This window comes from Nonomuraea sp. NPDC049158, from assembly GCF_040648335.1.
GTDB lineage: Bacteria > Actinomycetota > Actinomycetes > Streptosporangiales > Streptosporangiaceae > Nonomuraea.
Genome location: NZ_JBEZDM010000019.1, coordinates 171371 through 191041 on the forward strand (window position 1 = coordinate 171371; position 19671 = coordinate 191041).

A 19671-nucleotide genomic window follows, 5' to 3' on the forward strand; every position below is an offset into this window, starting at 1 on the left:
GCGATACAGTGTATTGGTGAAATACGGTATATCGACATGAGACATCGTATCGCTGTTGTTGGGGGCGGCCCCGCCGGCCTTACCTTCGCCCGCGTCCTGCACCGCCACGGTCACCCCGTCACCGTCCTCGAACGCGATCCCGCCCCCGACGCCCGTCCCCCTGGGGGCACGCTGGACCTGCACGAAGGACTGGGACAACGCGCGCTGGACAAGGCGGGGCTGCTGGCGGAGTACCACGCGCTGTCGCGTCCCGAGGGGCAGGCCATGCGCATCCTGGACACCGACGGGACCGTCCTGCGCGACTGGCGACCCCGTCCGGACGAGCGGGCCCACCCCGAGATCGACCGCGGGCAACTGCGTGACCTGCTGCTCGGCCCCCTGGACGTCCAGTGGGGGCGGGGCGTGACGGAGGTGGTGCCGGGGACCCGGGACGGCGCGCTGGTCCATTTCGCGGACGGACGGCAGGAGACGTTCGACCTCGTGATCGGCGCGGACGGCGCCTGGTCCCGGGTCCGCCCGGCACTCTCCTCCGCGACACCGCACTACACCGGCGTCACCTCGGTCGAGACCTCCCTGGACGACGTCGACACCCGCCACCCCGACCTCGCCCGGCTGGTCGGCGACGGTTCCACGGCCGTGTACGGCGTGAACCGCAGCCTCGTCGCCCAGCGCAACAGCGGCGGCCACGTCAAGGTGTACGCCAAGTTCCGCGCGCCGCTGGACTGGTACACGGACCCGGACCGGTTTATGGGCCTGGACCGGCGCGCGGATCTGGACGCGGGCGCGGATCTGGGGCCGGGCGCGGGCCTGGACCCGGATCAGGGCCTGGATCTGGCCGACGTCGAGGCTGTGCGATCAAGCCTGCTGGCCCTGTTCGACGGCTGGGCCGCTCCCGTCCTCGACCTCCTGCGCCACGGCGCCGCTTTCGTCCACCGCCCCTTCTACGTCCTGCCCGTGTCCCACACCTGGGCCCACGTCCCCGGAGTGACGCTCCTGGGCGACGCCGCCCACCTGATGCCCCCCTTGGGTGTGGGTGCGAACCTCGCGATGCTGGAAGGCGCCGAACTCGCCGAGTCCGTCGCCGCCGCCCCCGGCCCTGGCGATCTGGACGAGGCCGTCCGCGCCTTCGAGGAGCAGATGTGGGCACGGGCCGGCGAGTGGGCGAAGATCACGGCGGCCGGTCTGGAACGCCTCGTGAGCCCGGACCCCGCCCAAGCCCTCGCCCTCTTCGCCGAAGTCCAGCCATCCTGACCGCTTAGCGCGAGAGCATCGGCGGCTCGGGCCGCTGTTGCGCGCCTCCATCAACGGGTGTGGCGGGCCGCTGTCCTGCGACACCGCCCACCACCGCCGGCCGACCTACCGCACCGCCGCACGTCGTCGAGATCGACATCCACCGGCTGCGCCGGCGGGTTGTCGCCGCCGGGGGCAGACGTCACCCCTCCGCCGGTCTCGTCAACGCCGACGTCTCCCTATCGAAGCCGTTCCATCGCAACCGTCCGCCGCCGCGGCCACGCCTCCATCGCGGCCACGCCCCTATCGAAGCCTTCCCCGCCGTCACGCCTCCACCGAGGCCACCCGGCTGTACGTCCTGCTCGACGGCGAGATCGCTGAGGCTGAAATCCGCCTCGGCGCCGACGGCTGTCCGCCGGTTCCTCGCTTTCGGTTCCGCCCGGCTCGGGCGGGATCGGGCCGGTTCGTGGGCGGGTGTGGCGGCGGTGATCAGCTGGGCGGGCCCGGTTTCGTCTGCCTCAGGCGGGTGTGGCGGGGGTGAGTCGCAGGGCGAGGTGGTCGAGGGAGACACCGAGGACGTCGGCCAGGGCGGCGATGGTGAAGAAGGCGGGCGTGGGGATGCGGCCGGTCTCGATCTTGCGGAGGGTCTCGGCGGACATGCCGGCCGCGGCGGCGACCTCGACGATGCTGCGGTCGCCGCGCACGTCGCGCAGCAGCAGGCCGAGCTGCTCGCCGCGCCGTCGCTCTTCGGGGGTCAGCGAGGGTCGGACCATGGGTCCAAGTCTACAGCCGGGAGACGAATACCAACGCGATACAAATACCGGTATAGTTATCGACATGGTGGAGATCAAGACATCGGCGGAGATCGACGCGATGCGCGAGGCGGGCCGCGTGGTGGCGCGGGCGCTGCAGGCGATCGTCAAGCATGCCGCGGTGGGAGTACGGGTCGACGAGCTGGACGAGCTGGCGGCCACCGTCATCGCCGAGGCGGGCGCCAAGCCCGCGTTCCTGGACTATCACCCGCCGTTCGCGCCGACGCCCTACCCGGCGGTCATCTGCGCGTCGATCAACGACGTGATCGTGCACGGCATCCCGGACCGTTACCGGCTCAAGGACGGCGACCTGGTCAGCATCGACTGCGGCGCCTACCTCGACGGGTGGGCGGGCGACTCGGCGGTCAGCTTCGTGGTGGGGCTGCCGCGCGCCCGTGACGTGGCGCTCATCGAGGCGACGCAGGAGGCGTTGCGGGCGGGTATCGCCGCGATGCGGCCGGGCAACCGGATCGGCGACATCGGGCACGCCATCTCCTCGGTCGCGGTGGCGGGCGGCTATGGCGTGCCGATCGACTTCGGGGGGCACGGGATCGGGCGGCGGATGCACGAGGACCCGCACGTGGCCAACCATGGGCGGCCGGGCCGCGGGCTGGTGCTGCGGCCGGGCTTGGTGCTGGCGATCGAGCCGATGTTCACCGCGGGCGGCGACGGCCGCTACCTCACGGCCTCCGACGGGTGGGCGTTGCGGACCGTTGACGGCTCGCGCGCCTCCCATAGCGAGCACTCGGTGGCGATCACCGACGATGGGCCGGTCATCCTCACCGAGGTTTAGGAGCCTTTGGGGCCGAACCGAGGTTCAGGAGCCGGGGTTGAGGGGGCCGAGGTTCAGGAGCCGCCTAGCCATGCCGCCTAGCCATGCCGTGCTGCTCCGTCGTGCTGACCGCTCGCGCGCTGCCGTGGTGCGGCTGTCCTGTCCCGCTCACCGCTCCGCTCGTTGCTCACCGCGGAGTTGGAGCCGTGCTCACCGCAGGGTTGGGAAGCCGTGTGGCGTGGTCGGTTGTGGGCCCGTGGTGGTCTTTCCTGTGCCGCGGGCCCGCAACGTTCCGGAACGTGCTCCGGGCTCAGTGTCAGGGGGTCAGGGCGTTGAGGCGGAAGCGGATGCTGGTGGTGGCGGCCGGTCCCGCTTCCCAGCTGCCGTCCAGCGGGGTGATGGTGACGTTGCCGGCGGCCAGCAGGGTGCGGTCGGCGTCGGTCACCGGGTCGGGGGCGGCGGCCGGCAGGGGCAGGATGCGGTAGCAGGTGGCGCACGCGGCCGAATCGAGGGTGTAGTCGGTGGAGAAGGGCAGTGAGGTCCCCAGCTTGGCGACGGTGACCTTGCCGTTGGGGGTGACGGGGTAGTTGACGTTCAGGGCGGTGCGGGCGGGCAGGACGGCGCCGTGTGAGGTCGCCGCCAGCCGGTCGACGAGTTTGACGGCGAAGGCGATCGACTGGTCGGCGCTGGGGAAGGAGCCGCCGCTCCTGGCGACGCTGACCGCAACGGCCGGGATGCCGCCGGTGATGGCGGTGATCGTCGCGGCGACGGTGCCGGAGTAGTTGGCGGTCGCGGCGACGTTCTCGCCCGGGTTGGGGCCCGACACCACCAGGTCCGGCGGGTTGCCGGCGAACACGACGCGCGTCCCGAACGCGACCGCGTCGCTGGGGCTGCCTCCGATGGCCCAGACGCCGGGCTCCTTCTGGGTGGCCTGCAAGGTGGTGCCGAACCTGGCGTTGATCGCGGTGCCGGTGATGCTGACATCGCTGTCGGGGGCGACGACCGTCACCTCGTGGCCCGCGTCGATCAGCTTCTGGCGCAGTCCTTGCAGGTAGACCGAGGTGTAGCCGTCGTCGTTGGTGAGCAGGATGCGCAGGTGGCGCGGCTCGTGCGCCTGGGCCGGGGCGGGGTTCGCCACTCCCAGGAAGGCGAGTAACAGCAGGGGGATGAGGGCGATGCGCTTGAACACGGTCTGTCTCCTTGCCGGCTCTTACCTTCGCGCCCGACGCGGCCGCGGTGGCGACCGGCCTGACCCCGCTCGGCCAGTGTGTCCGCGGTGACGCTCGGGATGGGGTGACGCTTCGGAATGTAAGAGGCGGCGCGGTGGCGGGGGAAGATCGTGCGACCCCAGATGAACCCCTGATTAACGGGTGAGGCGGTTCATGCCGGGCGGACGGGCTGGCGCAGCAGCGTGCGCGGGTCGGGGTCGTCGAAGGCCGTCAGGTACACCTCGTGGTGCGGTCCGTTGGCCACCAGCCCGTGCTCGTCCATGAACTCCTCCATCGCCTTCAGCGTCACGGGCTCCTCGCTGAAGGGGCCGTGGTGCAGCATCTGCACGCACTGTCCCTCGGTGAAGACGGCCACCCGTACGCGGTCGACGGCCGCGCCGCTCGCGCGTACGGCCTCGCGGGCCTGCTCCAGCCGTCCGGGCTCGGGTGTGGCGGGCAGGGGCAGCAGCAGGTGCCAGCGCCACTGCTCGCGCGGTACCTCCAGCCCCGGCCGTTCGTCCTCCACCCACCACAGGCCCTCCAGCGGCCCGGCGGTGCCGCCCATCGCGCCGGCGACGGCGTGGAGGGCGCCGATCGCGGACAGGTGCTCGGCTCCGCCGGGTTCGCCCAGGCCGGTGACGTTCAGGCAGGTGACGGGGCCTTGGGTGGTCAGTTCGGCTGTCATGACTCGTCCTCCAAAGGGATCATCAGGTGGGTGATCAGCTGGTCGGGAGGGGTGCGGGCCGGGTCGGACACGTACACCTCGCGGATCGGGCCGCGCATGGGGTGGCGGCGTTCGGCGCACCAGGCCAGGACGGCGTGGGCGGTCAGGGAGATCTGGTCGTAGGGGCCGAGGTGGGTGGCGGCGGCGAAGGTGCCGCCGGGCAGTACGTCCACCTGCGCTCCCCCGCCGGCCTGCCAGCCGTCGGCCAGGACGAGCGCGGCGGTGACGTCGAACTCGTCGGTCAGGTCGACGGGGAACAGGCCGATCAGGCGCGGGCCGCCGACCGCGCCCATGTCGGTGCCGCCCGTATCGGTGCCCGTATCGGTGCCTGTGTCGGGTCGGGTCGCCGGCCCGTGCGGCAGGCCGGCTGTCAGGCGTGACATCGCGGCGCTGGTGGCGCGGCCGATGTCGGCGGGGCCGGTGGCGCGTTCGCGGATGAGCGCGACGCGGTGGGCCGGTTCGGTGAGGATGCGGACCTGGGTGGCGGGCAGGCCGTGGGTCATGACGCGTTCCAGGGAGGCCAGTGTGCGCCGCCGCCGGGCCAGTTCGGCTTCCAGTGAGCCGTGTACGGACTCCAGGGCGCCTTCGGTGCCGGCCAGGACCTGGCCCACGACGGGCAGCGGGACGTCGAGCGATCGCAGCAGCCCGATCGACATCGCGGTGCGGGCCTGCGCGGCGCGGTAGTAGCGGTAGCCGGTGGTGGCGTCCACGCAGGCGGGTCGCAGCAGCCCGATCTCGTCGTAGTGCCGCAGCTGCTTCACGCTCAGCCGGGTGAGCCGGGCGAACTGCCCGATCGGCAGGAGGTCGTCGTCCACGTCCCCCAGCATGGTGCCTGCCACTGCGGGAGAGTCCAGCTGGGGCTTGTGCCTGAGGGTGACCTGGGGCCGGGGGTTCAGCCCGTCCTCGTCCTCGGGCGCCCCTTGCGTCGGATCTTGATGTCGCGCATGTCGGTCACCGCGACGCGCAGCACGCGGTAGGAGTAGCCGTGGCCGTCCAGGGCCGCCATCGCGGCCGCGGTGGCCTCGTGCTCGCCGTCGTCGGGGCCCGCGGGGATCTGGCAGCGGAAGGTGAAGGCCGACACGCTCTGGTCGTGGGTGAAGGTCCCGGCCTCGGTGAAGGCGGCGCCTCCAGCGGCCCGTACGGCCTCACGCGCGGCCTCGTCCAGGCCCTCGAACGTGCCTCGGATCGTCACTCTGAACAATGGTCAGTCCTTACGTGTGGCGTAGGTGAGCAGGCGGTCTCCGAGCAGGTCCTCGTAGACGTCGATGAGGTCGAGCACGGCTGCGGCGATCGTGTCGGCGCTCTGCCCGGCGGTGGTGCGCTCGCCGATCTCGGCGTACACCAGGGCGTGGAAGACGCCGATGTGCCAGGCCACCATGCGGGGCAGCGGGTCGCCGGGCGCGGCGCCGCTCTCCTCGGCCAGGAGGGCGGCCAGTTCGTCGGTCATCTGCCGGCCGAGGTCGCCCAGGCGGGCGGTGAGGGTGGGGGCGGCGCGCATCATGTCGAAGACGCGGCCGAAGCCGTCGCTCAGGCCGAGTGTGCGTTCGCGCCGTCGTACCTCCTGGCGCAGGTGCTCCAGCACGGCGGGGACGGCGGCCTGCCCGGCGGGGCGGCGGCGCACGATGTCGGCCAGGCGCTGGGGCGAGGCCTCCTCGGGCGGCAGGACGAGGTCCTCCTTGGCCGGGAAGTAGTTGTAGACGGTGTTGACGGACACCTCCGCCGCCGCGGCGACCTCGGCGATGGTGACGTGGTCGAAGCCGCGTTCGACGAACAGGGTGGTGGCCACGTCGCGGATGCGGTGGCGGGTCTGCTGCTTCTTGCGTTCCCGCAAGCCCTCGGTCATGCCGAATAGCTTAACTCAACTCCAAACTTTAAGTCGATTGCAATTTTGGAGTGGAGTGTGGTTCTATCTGCGGCATGCCTGAACCAGCCATCCACGTCCGGGGCCTGATGCGTACCTTCACCCTGGCCCAAGGCCCCGTCCACGCCGTACGCGGCATCGACCTGACCGTGGAGCGCGGCGAGATCCTCGGCTTCCTCGGCCCGAACGGCGCCGGAAAGACCACCACCGTGCGCATGCTCACCACCCTCCTGCCGCCCAGCGGCGGCCACGCCGAGGTGGCCGGGCGTGACCTGCTCGCCGACCCCGCCGGGGTGCGCCGCCGCATCGGCTACGTCGCCCAGTCCGGCGGCCTCGACCCCGGCTGCGGCGTGCGCGAGGAGCTCATCACCCAGGGCCGGCTGCACCGCCTGACCAGGAGGCAGGCCGGGGAGCGGGCCGAGGAGCTGGCCGGCGACCTGGCTCTGACGGAGCTGATGGACCGGCCGACCGCCGCCCTGTCCGGTGGCCAGCGCCGCCGGCTGGAGATCGCGCTCGGCCTGGTCAACCGGCCTGAGGTGCTCTTCCTCGACGAACCCAGCACCGGGCTGGACCCCGGCAGCCGCGCCGAGCTGTGGGAGCTGATCCGCCGCATCCGCGCCGGCCACGGCACCACGGTCTTCCTGACCACCCACTACCTCGACGAGGCCGACGCGCTCGCCGACCGCATCGTCGTCGTGGACGCCGGAGCGGTCGTCGCCGAAGGCACCCCCGCCGAGCTCAAGTCCCGCCACACCGGCGATCCGGCCGCCAGCCTCCAGGACGCCTTCCTGGCCATCACCGGCCGCACCACCGCCGGCGAACCCCTGTCCATCTAGACCCACAGGAACACAGACCCCATGACCCTGCTCACCGACACCGGCATCATCTTCGGCCGCTACCTGCGCGCCACGCTGCGCTCCACGACCAGCCTGTTGTTCGGCATGCTGCAGCCGCTGCTGTTCCTGGCGCTGTTCGGCCCGCTGCTGACCAGGTTCGACCTCGGCGTGGGCGGATCGTCCTGGCAGGCGCTGGTGCCCGGCGTGCTCGTCCAGCTCGCCCTGCTCGGCGGCTCGTTCGTCGGGCTCGGCCTGCTGGTGGAGCGCAACCTCGGCGTCATCGACCGCATGCGCGTCACCCCGGTCAGCCCCCTGGCCCTGCTCTTGGGCCGTACGCTGCGCGACGTCGTGCAACTGCTCGCCCAGTCGATCCTGCTCGTCGGGCTCGGAGTGGCCTTCGGGCTGCGCGCCCCGCTGGCCGGGATCGTGCTGGGCCTGGCCTTCGTCGCCGTCCTGGCCGCCGCCCTGTCGGCCCTGTCCTACGGGCTGGCCATGAACGTCGCCACGCCGCCGGAGTTCGCGGCCATCGCCAACACCGTGGGCATGCCGCTCATGCTGCTGTCAGGCCTGCTGCTGCCGATGAGCCTGGCGCCGGGCTGGCTGGAGGCCGCCTCCCGCGTCGTGCCGTTGCGCTACACCGTCGAGGCGGTACGGCAGGTCTTCCAGGGCCACTACGCCAACGCCACCGTCCTGACCGGCGCCGCCGTCACCGCCGGCCTGGCGGCCGTGTGCGTGGTCGGCGGCGCCCGCCTGTTCGGCCGTACGCGGGCCTGACCAGCGCTCAGGCGCCCAGGCCGAGTGCCGCCGCGGTCACCGCCCGGGCCCGGCGCGGCTCCAGCAGCAGGTCCACCGAATCCGACAGCTGGTCCACGCACCCCACCACCGGCAGCCCCCTGATCACCGGGTCCGACACCGATCCCAGCAACGCCTGGACGAACCGGTCGCCGCCGATGACCCGGAAGGGCCGGTCGTGGAAGTCCCGTACGCGCTCGTCCAGCGGCTCGGCCAGCGCCAGCCGGTTCTGCAGCGCCGCCAGCCGGCCGTAGGCGGCGGCCAGCCCGTCCTCCCGCTCCCGCCATGACCGGGCGGCCAGCGCCAGCCCCAGCGACTCCCCCAGCTCCGTCGAGCCGGGCATCCGCGCCAGGGCGCTGCCCAGCCATTTGGCGTAGGGCGGATAGCGGCGGCGCAGCAGCAGCGCCAGCCGCATCACCTCCCGGCTCAGCCGTGCCCCCACGACGGCTGAGCCGAGCTCATCCCCCACCTCTCCCGACCGGCCGGGGAACGGCTCCTCCTGGGCGATGCGCCGCCACTGGCAGGCCAGGACGTAGCGCCACACATCGCCCGGATACCAGCGCAGCGCCGCCCGAGCCTCCTCCAGCCCGCCCAGCCCGTCATGGAACACCTCCCCCGACGTCACCTCCGCCAGGCTCTGCCAGGGCACCGACAGCCAGTCCAGCAGCGCCACCCCCCGCCGCGGGTCGAAGCCCAGCCGCCCCACCAGCCACTCCTCCAGATCGGCGACCACCACGCCCGGCCGGCGGGCGCCGTGATAGTCGAACACCGTCTCCAGTCCCCGAAACCGTTCGGGAAGCCCGGCCAGCACCTGCGCCTCCACCTGCTCCACTCGCTGCGGCTCCACGAACACCAGCACCCGCGGGCCCCAGTCGTGATCGGCGGAGCGGCCGGTATCGAACGCCAGCACCTCCGACCCCGGCCCGATCAACGCGGCACTGTGCGGCACCCGCTCCACCAGCGGCGCCACCACCTCGGCATAAAAGGCTCGGGACAACTCGATACCAGGCACAAAATCGGACATCACACTGTCAACTGTGCCTGACGGCCTGCCGAACCTCATCCGATTTTCCGGCCGCCCCGAACCCCGCCTCGAACCACCGCCCGAACCCCGGCCCGAACCACCGCCCGAACCCCGGCCCGTACGCCGCCTAGGGATAGCCCTGAGACCGCCACCGATGCGCCCCGCACCAGGCCCCGCTTACGTGGAAACGTCAGAATCCGTTCCCGCCAAAAGGGCTCAGCCATGGCATATCGCTGCTCCTTCGTCCCGCCCCACGTCCTCGACCACATCGCCAAGGTCCAGGCGCAGCAGAGCGCCGAACCCTCACCCGCCCAGCGCTCAGCCGTCGTCTCCGCCCAGTTCCGCCGCGGCCGGCGCAGCACCGAGGCCCTGCCCCTGGCCCAGCAGCGTCTGACCGCCGAACCCGAAAGCGTCCCCCCGGGCCTGACCGTCCCCAAACCAGGCACCGCCGGACGCCTCGTCTACGACGACCTCAACCAGTGGACCTTCGACGTCACCTTCATCCGCGGCGAAGGAGACCCCGCCGTCGGCGCCCAGAACGCCAACGACGCCTACGACCACCTCGGCACCGTACGCACCTACTACAAGGACCAGCTCGGCCGCGAGTCCATCGACAACGCCGGGCTCAACCTCGTCGCCAACGTCAACTTCGGCATCGGCTTCGACAACGCCTTCTGGGACGACGCCGGCCTGCGCATGGTGTTCGGCAACGGCAGCGGCCAGGTCTTCAAGGACCTGACCGCCAGCATGGACGTGTGCGCCCACGAGCTCACCCACGGCGTCACCCAGTTCAGCGCCAACCTCAACTACACCAACGACCAGAGCGGCGCCCTGAACGAATCCTTCAGCGACATGCTCGGCACCGCCATCGACGCCTTCGCCAACGGCCAGGACGCCCACACCCACAACTGGCTCATCGGCGACGAGATCATGGCCGACGACCTGTACGGCGAAGCGCTGCGCAACATGGCCGAGCCCGGCACCGCCTTCGACAACCCGCTGATGGGCCGCGACCCGCAACCACGCGACATGTCCGGCTACTTCGAACCCGCCGACCCCCACATCATGTCCGGCATCACCAACCGCTGGTTCTACCTCATCAGCCAGGACCTCGGCCTCGACGCCGCCACCGTGATCATGTACCAGACGCTGCAGAACCTGTGGCCCAACGCCAAGTTCGCCGACGCCGCCACCGTCGCCGTCGCCCAGGCCCGCATCCTGGCCCGCGCCGGCCTCGTCCCGCGCCAGTCCCCCCAGACCGTCCGCGGCGCCGCCAGGCAGCAGGGATTCTGGTAACCCGCTCCGAGGCTCTCCGCACGGGCCCGGCGAGGAGGCTCGGCCGCGAGGGTTCCGCGGCCAAGCCCGCCCCGGACCCGTGCGGAGCCCCGTACCGTAGGGTGAAACCGGAGGGACGCCCATGCGTGTCACGCTCGAAACCAGCGGCGGCTTCACCGGCCTGCGCCGCACCGCCACCCTCGACACCGACCTGGACGAGAGCCTCGACGACCTGCTGCGCCACCTCGCCTCCGCCTCCGCCGAGCCGTCCGGATCGTCCCAGCCCCGCTACCGGCTGACCGTCCACCGTCCCACCGGCGACCAGGTCACCGAGCTGACCGAGTCCCAGGTGCCCGCCGCCCTGCGCCCCCTGCTCACCGAGATGCTCCGCCACGCCCGCCCGTAAAGGCGTACAAACCCGCCGTTCCGGTACGGCACAACGGCCGCAGGCGGCGCGCCAAGGCCCTACACCACCTGGGACGCCATGAGCGCGCGGCGCCGGTAGCCGATCCGCTCGTACACCCCGATCGCCGCCCGGTTGTCCGCGTCCACCATCAGCGCCGCCCGGCCCCGCGCCGCCACCATCTCGCCCGAGACCCACCGGCACAGCCGATACGCCAGCCCTCGCCCGCGAAAGCGGGCCGCCGTCGCCACTCCCGCCAGGAAGCCGACCGAGGGGGCGCTCCACGCCTCGGCCGCGACCGCCGCCAGCCCGTCGCCGGTCTGTACGCCGGCCCATCGCCGCACTCCGGGCACGCCCGGCACCGCGTACGAATCCGGCGCGGCGTCCGCCAGTAACCCGGCCACCTCCGCGTCCATCTCCGGCCCCAGCCACCCGGCCCCGTCCGCGCCGCCCGCCGCGTCCCCCGCGCCGCCCGCACCGTCGCCCAAGACCGGGACCTGGACCGGGGTCGAGGTCGAGGTCGGGACCGGGGTCGGGGAGGGGGTCAGGGAGGGAGCCGGAGAGGGAGGGAGCCGGAGAGGGAGGGCCGGGCAGGCTCATCCACCAGAACGTGCCCGCCGCCTCCAGCTCCGCCAGCCTCGCCGTCACCTCACCCACCAGCCCGGCCTCACCCACCGGCCGATACGACGGCCCCATCTCGCCCAGCGCGTGCCGTACCAGCCGCGTCGCACACGCCGCGCCGCCCCACACCGCCAGCCGGTCCCGGCGCGAGAGCCCGGGCGAAGCCGCCACCACCGCCTCACCCGCCGCCCACACCCGCACGCCGCCCGACAGCCCCTGCGCCGCCCACATCAGCAGATCGTCATCCCCGCACGCCGAGCGCACCTCATCCAGCCGCGAAAGCTCAACGATCACAGAATCGAGCCCGGCTGGTAGGCGGCCGCCTCGGGGTAGGCGGCCACGACCTCGCCCACCGAGCGCGACACCGCCGCCACCTGCTCGGCCGCCGCCCCGGTGAAGGACACCCGGTCGGCCAGCAGCGCCGCCAGGCCCGCACGGTCCAGCGGGAAACGCTCATCGGCCGCCAGCCGGTCCAGCAGCTCGTTGGCCGCGCCTTGCGAGCGCATCGCCAGCGCCGAGGCCACCGCGTGCTCCTTGATCAGCTCGTGTGCCTGCTCGCGGCCCACCCCGGCGCGGACCGCCGCCATGAGCATCTTCGTGGTCGCCAGGAACGGCAGGTAGCGGTCCAGCTCCGCCGAGATGACCGCCGGGAAGGCCCCGAACTCGTCCAGGACCGTCAGCATCGTCTCCACCAGCCCGTCGAAGGCGAAGAACGCGTCCGGCAGCGCCACCCGGCGCACCACCGAGCACGACACGTCGCCTTCGTTCCACTGGTCGCCGGCCAGTTCCGCCACCATCGAGGCGTAACCGCGCAGCACCACCGTCAGGCCGTTCACCCGTTCGCACGAGCGGGTGTTCATCTTGTGCGGCATCGCCGACGAACCGACCTGGCCCTCCTTGAAGCCCTCCGTCACCAGCTCATGGCCGGCCATCAGCCGGATCGTCTTGGCCAGCGACGACGGGGAGGCGGCCAGCTGTACCAGGGCCGAGACGACCTCGAAGTCCAGCGAGCGCGGATAGACCTGTCCCACGCTGGTGAAACGCCGCTCGAATCCCAGATGCGCGGCCACCCGCCCCTCCAGCTCCGCGAGCTTGCCGCGGTCGCCGTCGAGCAGGTCCAGCATGTCCTGGGCGGTGCCCACCGGTCCCTTGATGCCGCGCAGCGGGTAGCGGGCGATCAGCTCCTCCAGCCGGCCGAAGGCCACCAGCAGCTCATCGGCCGCCGAGGCGAACCGCTTGCCCAGCGTCGTGGCCTGCGCCGCCACGTTGTGCGAGCGGCCCGCCACCACCGTCGCCTCATGCTCCTCGGCCAGCCGCGCCAGCCGGGCCAGCAACGCCACCACCCGCTCGCGTACCAGCAGGAGGCTGTCGCGTATCTGCAGCTGCTCGACGTTCTCCGTCAGGTCGCGCGAGGTCATGCCCTTGTGCACCTGCTCGTGCCCGGCCAGCGCGTTGAACTCCTCGATGCGCGCCTTCACGTCGTGGCGCGTCACCCGCTCCCGCGCGGCGATGGAGGCAAGATCGACCTGCTCGACCACTTTGTCGTAGTCGGCGACCGCGTCCTGCGGGACCGTGACCCCGAGCTCCGCCTGCGCCCGCAGCACCGCCAGCCACAACCGCCGCTCGGCGATCACTTTGTACTCGGGGGACCACAACCGGGCCAGCTCCGGGGAGGCATAGCGGGCGGCCAGGACGTCAGGGATACGCGGCTTGGAAGTCACGTCGGACAAGTCTATTCACACGGCTCCGCCCGCACGGCACCAGGCCGTACGGGCGGAGCACCCCTGCTTTACGGGGTCGGAGCCAATACCTTCGCCTCTTCCTGCTTCGGCTCGGCCGGCTTGCGCCGCAGCCGCTCCTTGGCCCGCTCCACCATCGTGTACAGGGTCGGAACCAGCACGAGCGTCAGCAGGGTCGAGGTGATCAGCCCGCCGATGACCACGACCGCCAGCGGCTGGGAGATGAACCCGCCCTGCCCCGTCACGCCCAGCGCCATCGGCGTCAGCGCGCAGATCGTGGCCACCGCCGTCATCAGGATCGGCCGCAGCCTGCGCCGGCCGCCCTCGATCACCGCCTCGACGATCCCCAGGCCCTGGGCCCGGTACTGGTTGATCAGGTCGATCAGCACGATCGCGTTGGTCACCACGATCCCGATCAGCATCAGCATGCCGATCAGCGCCGGCACGCCCATCGCCGTGTTGGTGGCCACCAGCAGCCCGATCGCGCCCGTCGCGGCGAACGGGATCGACACCAGCAAGATCAGCGGCTGCACGAAGCTGCGGAACGTCGCGACCATGATCATGAACACGATCGCGATCGCCGCCAGCATCGCCAGGCCCAGATCCGCGAACGCGTCCTGCTGGTCCGCCGACGCGCCGCCGATCTCGTAGGAGGCGCCCGAGGCGAGCGTCACCCCGTCCAGCTTCGTCGTCAGCGCCTGCGTCACGCTGCCCAGGTCCGAACCCGTCGCCTTGGCCGACACCGTCGCCGAGCGCTCGCCGTCGATCCGCGTCACCTGCGTCGGCCCGGCCACCTGCTTGACATCCGCCACCGACGACAGCTTCACCAGGCCCGTCGCCGTGGCCAGCTTCAGCTTCTCGATCTCCTTGATGTCCTCGGGAGCCTCACCCACGCGCAGCACCAGGTCACTGGCCCGCCCGTCCATGGTCAGCTGGCCCAGCGGCGCGCCGCGGAACGCCTGCGCCACCGACTGCCCGATCTGCGCCTCCGACAGCCCCTTGGCGGCCGCCTTCTCCTTGTCGACCCGTACCTCGATCCGCGGGGCGCTGGCCTCCAGGTTCGACGACACATCGCGCAGGCCCGAGACCTGGCCCATCGCCGTCTTGACCGCGTCGGCCGCGGTTCGCAGCGTCTCGGCGTCGGCAGCCTGCACGACCACGTCGATGGAGTCGGAGGAGAATCCGCCGCCGCCCGAGCCGCCGACCGTCACCTCACCGATGTCTGACAGGCCGGTCAGCTTGTCGCGCAGCGCCTGCTCCACCGCCGGGGTGTCGGCGCCGTCCTTCAGCGTCAGCGAGTAGGAGGCGCGATCCGCGCCGCCACCGGCGCCGCCGCGCATCGCGTTGCCGCCGCCGACGTTCACCTGGTACGTCTCCACGCCGTCCAGGCCGGCCAGGACGCCCTCCACCTTCTTGGCGGCGGCGTCCGTGGTGGCCAGGTCCGTGCCGACGGGCATCTTCTGCGACACCGAGATCGTGTTCTGGCCGGCCGAGTCCAGGAAGTTGGTCTGCAGCCTGCCCGCCAGTCCCAGCGTGCCGACCATCACCGCCAGCCCGATCAGGATCGTCACCAGCTTGAAGCGCGTCGCGAAACGCAGCACCGGCAGATAGGCGCGCTGCAGGGGGCTGCGCAGCTCCTTGGCCTCGGCCGCCTCCCGCTGTGCCCGCGCCTCCTCCGGCCTGAGCACCGGCGCCTTGAGGAACCAGTACGCCATCACCGGCACCACCGTCAGCGACACCACCAGCGAGGCCAGCAACGCCACCGCCACCGTGACCGCGAACGGGCCGAACAACTCACCCACCATGCCGCCGACCACCGCGATCGGCGCGAACACCGCCACCGTCGTCAGCGTCGAGGCCGTCACCGCGCCCGACACCTCGCGTACCGCCGACAAGATCGCCGACAGTTTCGCCTCGCCGTACCCCAGATGGCGCTTGATGTTCTCCAGCACCACGATCGAGTCGTCGACCACCCGGCCGACCGCGATCGTCAGCGCGCCGAGGGTCAGCATGTTCAGCGAATAGTCGCCCGCCCACAGCGCGATCAGCGCGATCACCACCGACAGCGGGATCGACACCGCCGTCACCAGCGTCGAGCGCACCGACAGCAGGAACACCAAGATGACCAGCACCGCGAACACCAGGCCCAGCAGGCCCTCGGTGGTCAAGCTCTCGATCGACTGCTGCACGTAGGGGGCCTGGTCGAAGACCACCCCGACGGCCGTCTCCGACGAATCGCCCAGCGCCCTGCCCAGCTCGGGCAGCTTCTCGCGGATCGCGTTCGAGATCGACACCGCGTTGCCGTCGGGCATCATCGTCACCGACACGCCCAGGCTGGTGCGGCCGTCGGTACGGGTGATCGTCGTCGCCTCGGCCAGGCCGCGGGTGATGTCGGCCACCGAACCCAGCTTCACCGGCTTGGGCTGCGCGATGACGGCCGTCTGCGCCGGACGGCCGCCCGGCTGCTGCTGCCCGCCCGGCCGGCCCTGCTGCGGCTGCGCCTGCGGCTGGGCCTGGGCCGGGCTGGCCTGCGGCTGGGCCGGGGTCAGGTACAGGTCCTTCAGCTTGTCGATCGAATCGACCCGCTCGCCCACCTGCACCGTCAGCGATGAGGAGCCGGAGTTCAGCGTGCCCGCCGGGATCGGCGTCCCGTTGGCCTTCAGCACGTCCGGGATCTGCGCCGCCGACACCCCCGCCAGCGCCATCTTCTTCAGGTCCGGCTTGATCGTGACGACCTCGTCACGGGTGCCCGTGACCGTCGCCTCCCGTACCCCCTCCACGGCCTGCAACTCCGGCACCATGATCTGGCGCAGCTTGTCGGCCATCGCCCGCTCGTCGCCGCCGTCGCCCACCGCCAGCACCAGCACCGGAATGTCATCGGTGTTACCCGCGACCACCTGCGGATCCACACCGGAGGGCAACTGCGGCTGCACCCGGCTGACCGCCTGCTGCATCTTGCCGATCGAGGCCTCGATGTCGGTGCCGAAGGCGAAGGCCACCTGAACCTGGGTCATGCCCTCCTTGGAGGTGGAGGTCATCTGCTCCATGCCGGGAATGCCCTGGAAGGAGTCCTCCAGCGGCTTGGTCACCTGGTCTTCCACGATCTCGGGCGAAGCCCCGGGATAGGACGCGATCACGAACGCGCCGGGAAACGACAGCGACGGCAGCAACTGCTGCTTGAGCTGCGGGATCGTGAACGCGCCGAACGCGGTGATCACGATCGACAGTAAGATCACGAGGCTGCGGTTGGCAAGACTCAACCGGGCGAATGCGGTCATGAGCGTCCCTTCAGAATTCGCCCCAGACTAACACTTCGCCTTGTACGAATATTTAACCTGCCTTGGCTTTCCTGATAACATTCTCAGGAAGCGAGAGGTGAGTGTGGACGACGAACGCGAAGACCTGATCCGCCGGATCACCGAGACCCAGCGCGGCCTCGGGCGGGCCCTCAGCCAGACCCAGTCCGCCTTATTCACCTCCAACCTCACCATGCGCCAACTCAAGGTCGTCATGCTGCTGTCGCACACCGGCTCGGCCTCCGGCCAGGAGCTCGCCCACGACCTCGGCGTCGGCCTGGGCACCGTGACCGGCATCGTCGACCGGCTGGTCAGCCATGGGCTGGTCAGCCGGCGCGAAGACCCCCACGATCGCCGCGTGCGCCGGGTCGAGCTGACGGAGGCGGGCGCCAAACTCCTGGCCGAGATCAACGACGTCGGCCTCGACCACTACCGGCGCATCATGGATCACCTCGACATCGAGACCCTGCGCCGCCTGCTGCAGGTGACCACCCGCGTCCGCGAGGTCGCCGACCAGCTCTACCCGTGACTCTCCGTGCGCGCCTCGGGTCTAAATGAGGGTATTTATTCGATTATGTGTTTGGGTTTTTGCCCCGCCCGAGCGCCTTTACAAAGTAGATTTTTCGGACATGTCGGATAGGGCCGGTGGCAGGTCGTTCTCGTGGGCGATCGTCAGGCGGCGGGTGGCCCTGGTCACCGCCACATACAGGTCCTGGCCGCCCATCGGCGACTGCGCCATGATGGCCGCCGGCTCCACCACGATGACCGAGTCGAACTCCAGCCCCTTGCACTGGGTCACCGTCAGCACCACCACGGGCGCCTGCAGATCGCCGCCGTCCGGGAACAGCGCCGCCACCCGCTCATGTCCGGCGTCCGGGGTCAGGACGGCCAGGCGGCCCTCACCGATCAGCGCCAGCTCCTCGGTCACCAGCGCGGGCAGCCCGGCCAGGCCCGTACGGACCGCGCGCGGCTCGGCCTCCCCGTCCCTGACCGACTCCGGCACGCTCTGGGAGGGATCCACCACGCGCAGGACGTCGGCCGCCACCCGCATGATCTCCGCCGGAGTCCGGTAGTTGACCAGCAGCCGCTCCTCCCGCCAGCGGCCCCGCAGATAAGGGTCCAGCACCTCGCCCCAGGAGCGCGCGCCCGCCGCCGAACCCGTCTGCGCGATGTCGCCCACCACCGTCAGCGAACGGGCCGGCACCCGGCGAATGACCATCCGCCACGCCATCGCCGACAGCTCCTGCGCCTCGTCCACGATCACGTGGCCGTAAGCCCACTGGCGGTCGGCCGCGGCCCGCTCGGCGGTGCTCAGCTCCAGGCCGGTGTCGGCATGGCGATCGGCCAGGACGTCGGCCCGGTCGAAGATGCCCTCCTCCAGCAGGCCGGTGCTCTCCAGCACCTCCTGGGCGTAGCGCTCCTGCTCCTGCCACTCGTCCTCGGCATCGCGCGAGGCCGACCGGTCGGCCGAGTCGTCCTGGCCCAGCAGCTCGGCCGCCTCATCCAGCAGCGGGACGTCACCGATCGTCCACGGCGCGCCGGCCGCCCGCACCAGCTCCTGCCACTCCAGCCCCGGAGGTGAGACCTGCCACAGCGTCTCCGGGGAGGCCAGCAACTCTCCGATCAGGCGCTGCGGCGTCAGCTCCGGCCACAACGCCTCCACCGCCTGGTGTACCGGAGGCTCCTGCCACAGCCGCGCGGAGGCCAGCGCGAGATCGACCTCGTCCAGATCGCGCTCCAGATCCAGCGGCTCGGCCAGCTCCGGATCCTCGAACTCCATCTCCGCCAGCCGCAACGCCTCCTCCACCGCCCGCGCCTCGGCCCGCGCCAGCTCTTTCAGCAGCTCGGTGACGAACAGCTTGCGCGCCATGTTGTGCGGCAACCGCACCGCCCGCGCCCGCTCCCGCAACGCCGCGCACACCCCGCGCGGCACCCGCAGCACCCGGCCGTCCAGCAGCACCTCCAGATCGCCCTCGGGCAGGCGCTGCCGCTCACGCACCGCCGCCGCCACCACCTCGGCCATCCGCGTGTCGCCCTTGACCACCGCCGCCTGCGGCCCGTCGACGTCGACCGCGCGCACCCCGGGGAACAACTCCCCCACCGTCGACATCACCACCTGCGTCTCGCCCAGCGCCGGCAGCACCTGGCCGATGTAGCGCAGGAACATCGGATTGGGCCCCACCACCAGCACACCCCGCCGCTCCAGCGTGTCGCGGTGGGTGTAGAGGAGGTAGGCGGCGCGATGCAGCGCCGCGACCGTCTTGCCGGTGCCGGGGCCGCCCTGCACCACCAGCGCCCCCTGCAGGGAGGCGCGGATCACCCGGTCCTGCTCGGTCTGGATGGTGGCCACCACATCACCCATCCGGCCCGTGCGGCCCCGGCGCAGCGCCGCAAGCAGCGCCGCCTCGCCGACCAGCGTGCGGCGCTCGCCCTCGCTCATCCGCTCCAGGTCGAACACCTCGTCATCCAGGCCCACCACCGTGCGCTCGCGGGTGTGCAGGTGACGACGGCGCAGCAGGGCGCCGGGATCGCTGGCCGTGGCCACGTAGAACGGGCGGGCCGCCGGGGCGCGCCAGTCGACCAGCACCGACTCGTGCTCCTCATCGCGCAGCCCGATCCGGCCGATGTAGGTGGTCTCGCCGCCGCTCTCGTCGATCCGGCCGAAGCACAGCCCGCGCTCGACCCCCTCCAGCTGCGCCAGCCGCCGCGCCTGCTCCGACGCGCTCACCTCACGCTCGACCCTGGCCTGACGGGTGCCCAGCGCGCCGCCCCGGCCGTACACCTCACGCAGCACCGCCCGCGCCCGCTCCCGCGCCGCGTCGAGTCTGCCGTAGAGCATGGACACGGTCCCCTGCTCGACGTCAAGGGCTTCCGCGAGAGCATCTTGACGATTAGCCATTCGCTGGTATACTCCTAACGGGAGGCTTGTATGTAGCCCATTGGCTGAAGTGCCAAGTAAGTGAGCGTACCGCCCCTTTCTCCTTCCCGCAACCGCCTGCGCGCACGCGCACGCCGCCTCGCACGAAAGCCCACACGCCGGTGGTACCCGCCGCCCGCGGCGACAGGTGCCACCGAGGC

18 protein-coding genes are annotated in these 19671 nt (G+C 71.5%); 7 read left to right on the plus strand and 11 right to left on the minus strand.

What is annotated here, in order from left to right; translation table 11 throughout:
* The first annotated feature begins 36 nt into the window (after positions 1-36).
* Positions 37-1251, plus strand: coding sequence for an NAD(P)/FAD-dependent oxidoreductase (locus AB0B61_RS34530; protein ID WP_358440973.1), 1215 nt, complete (start codon positions 37-39; stop codon positions 1249-1251).
* Positions 1252-1748: 497 nt separating this feature from the next.
* On the opposite strand, the gene AB0B61_RS34535 is transcribed toward AB0B61_RS34530, so the two are convergent.
* A complete protein-coding gene (locus AB0B61_RS34535; protein ID WP_357645069.1) occupies positions 1749-2003 on the minus strand; it encodes a helix-turn-helix transcriptional regulator in 255 nt (84 codons plus the stop codon).
* A gap of 64 nt (positions 2004-2067) precedes the next feature.
* Between AB0B61_RS34535 and map the strand changes: the two genes are divergently transcribed.
* Positions 2068-2835, plus strand: coding sequence for a type I methionyl aminopeptidase (map, locus tag AB0B61_RS34540; protein ID WP_358440976.1), 768 nt, complete (start codon positions 2068-2070; stop codon positions 2833-2835).
* 295 nt (positions 2836-3130) lie between these two features.
* On the opposite strand, the gene AB0B61_RS34545 is transcribed toward map, so the two are convergent.
* From AB0B61_RS34545 to AB0B61_RS34565, 5 genes are all read right to left on the minus strand, one after another.
* A complete protein-coding gene (locus AB0B61_RS34545) occupies positions 3131-4003 on the minus strand; it encodes a 5'/3'-nucleotidase SurE (protein WP_358440979.1) in 873 nt (290 codons plus the stop codon).
* Between the two features lie 191 nt (positions 4004-4194).
* Complete coding sequence (locus AB0B61_RS34550; protein ID WP_358440982.1) at positions 4195-4707, minus strand: GyrI-like domain-containing protein; 513 nt, start codon at positions 4705-4707, stop codon at positions 4195-4197.
* The gene (locus AB0B61_RS34555; protein WP_358440985.1) at positions 4704-5585 is read right to left on the minus strand and encodes a MerR family transcriptional regulator; all 882 of its coding nucleotides are present in this window, start codon (positions 5583-5585) and stop codon (positions 4704-4706) included. The genes AB0B61_RS34550 and AB0B61_RS34555 overlap by 4 nt, the downstream gene beginning before the upstream one ends.
* A gap of 53 nt (positions 5586-5638) precedes the next feature.
* Positions 5639-5938 (minus strand): DUF6204 family protein, encoded by a 300-nt coding sequence (locus AB0B61_RS34560; RefSeq protein WP_358440987.1) that lies wholly within the window; start codon positions 5936-5938, stop codon positions 5639-5641.
* Positions 5939-5950: 12 nt separating this feature from the next.
* Positions 5951-6589 (minus strand): TetR/AcrR family transcriptional regulator, encoded by a 639-nt coding sequence (locus tag AB0B61_RS34565; RefSeq protein ID WP_358440990.1) that lies wholly within the window; start codon positions 6587-6589, stop codon positions 5951-5953.
* 74 nt (positions 6590-6663) lie between these two features.
* Here AB0B61_RS34565 and AB0B61_RS34570 point away from each other — a divergent pair, with 74 nt between their 5' ends.
* Together AB0B61_RS34570 and AB0B61_RS34575 are read left to right on the plus strand one after the other, a co-directional pair.
* Positions 6664-7443, plus strand: a complete 780-nt coding sequence (locus AB0B61_RS34570; protein ID WP_358440993.1) for an ATP-binding cassette domain-containing protein — start codon at positions 6664-6666, stop codon at positions 7441-7443.
* A gap of 21 nt (positions 7444-7464) precedes the next feature.
* On the plus strand, positions 7465-8217 hold the full coding sequence (locus AB0B61_RS34575) for an ABC transporter permease (RefSeq protein ID WP_358440995.1): 753 nt from the start codon (positions 7465-7467) through the stop codon (positions 8215-8217).
* A 7-nt stretch (positions 8218-8224) separates the two neighbouring features.
* Here the strand turns inward: AB0B61_RS34575 and AB0B61_RS34580 are convergent, their stop codons facing one another.
* Positions 8225-9259 carry a DUF4037 domain-containing protein gene (locus AB0B61_RS34580; RefSeq protein WP_358440998.1) on the minus strand — a complete coding sequence of 345 codons (1035 nt, stop codon included), beginning with the start codon at positions 9257-9259 and terminating at the stop codon, positions 8225-8227.
* A gap of 222 nt (positions 9260-9481) precedes the next feature.
* Between AB0B61_RS34580 and AB0B61_RS34585 the strand changes: the two genes are divergently transcribed.
* Entirely contained in the window at positions 9482-10555 is a 1074-nt protein-coding gene (locus tag AB0B61_RS34585) for a M4 family metallopeptidase (protein WP_358441001.1), read from the plus strand.
* Positions 10556-10676: 121 nt separating this feature from the next.
* The gene (locus tag AB0B61_RS34590; RefSeq protein WP_358441004.1) at positions 10677-10940 is read left to right on the plus strand and encodes a protealysin inhibitor emfourin; all 264 of its coding nucleotides are present in this window, start codon (positions 10677-10679) and stop codon (positions 10938-10940) included.
* 59 nt (positions 10941-10999) lie between these two features.
* Here the strand turns inward: AB0B61_RS34590 and AB0B61_RS34595 are convergent, their stop codons facing one another.
* The 3 genes from AB0B61_RS34595 to AB0B61_RS34605 all read right to left on the minus strand — a co-directional run bounded on the left by AB0B61_RS34595 (position 11000) and on the right by AB0B61_RS34605 (position 16575).
* Positions 11000-11425, minus strand: a complete 426-nt coding sequence (locus AB0B61_RS34595; protein WP_358441007.1) for a GNAT family N-acetyltransferase — start codon at positions 11423-11425, stop codon at positions 11000-11002.
* Positions 11426-11848: 423 nt separating this feature from the next.
* A complete protein-coding gene (gene purB, locus AB0B61_RS34600; RefSeq protein WP_358441009.1) occupies positions 11849-13279 on the minus strand; it encodes an adenylosuccinate lyase in 1431 nt (476 codons plus the stop codon).
* A gap of 68 nt (positions 13280-13347) precedes the next feature.
* Positions 13348-16575, minus strand: a complete 3228-nt coding sequence (locus AB0B61_RS34605; RefSeq protein ID WP_358441012.1) for an efflux RND transporter permease subunit — start codon at positions 16573-16575, stop codon at positions 13348-13350.
* A gap of 97 nt (positions 16576-16672) precedes the next feature.
* Between AB0B61_RS34605 and AB0B61_RS34610 the strand changes: the two genes are divergently transcribed.
* The gene (locus AB0B61_RS34610) at positions 16673-17122 is read left to right on the plus strand and encodes a MarR family transcriptional regulator (RefSeq protein WP_358441015.1); all 450 of its coding nucleotides are present in this window, start codon (positions 16673-16675) and stop codon (positions 17120-17122) included.
* Positions 17123-17200: 78 nt separating this feature from the next.
* Here the strand turns inward: AB0B61_RS34610 and AB0B61_RS34615 are convergent, their stop codons facing one another.
* Entirely contained in the window at positions 17201-19492 is a 2292-nt protein-coding gene (locus AB0B61_RS34615) for an ATP-binding domain-containing protein (protein ID WP_358441018.1), read from the minus strand.
* Positions 19493-19671: the final 179 nt, after the last annotated feature.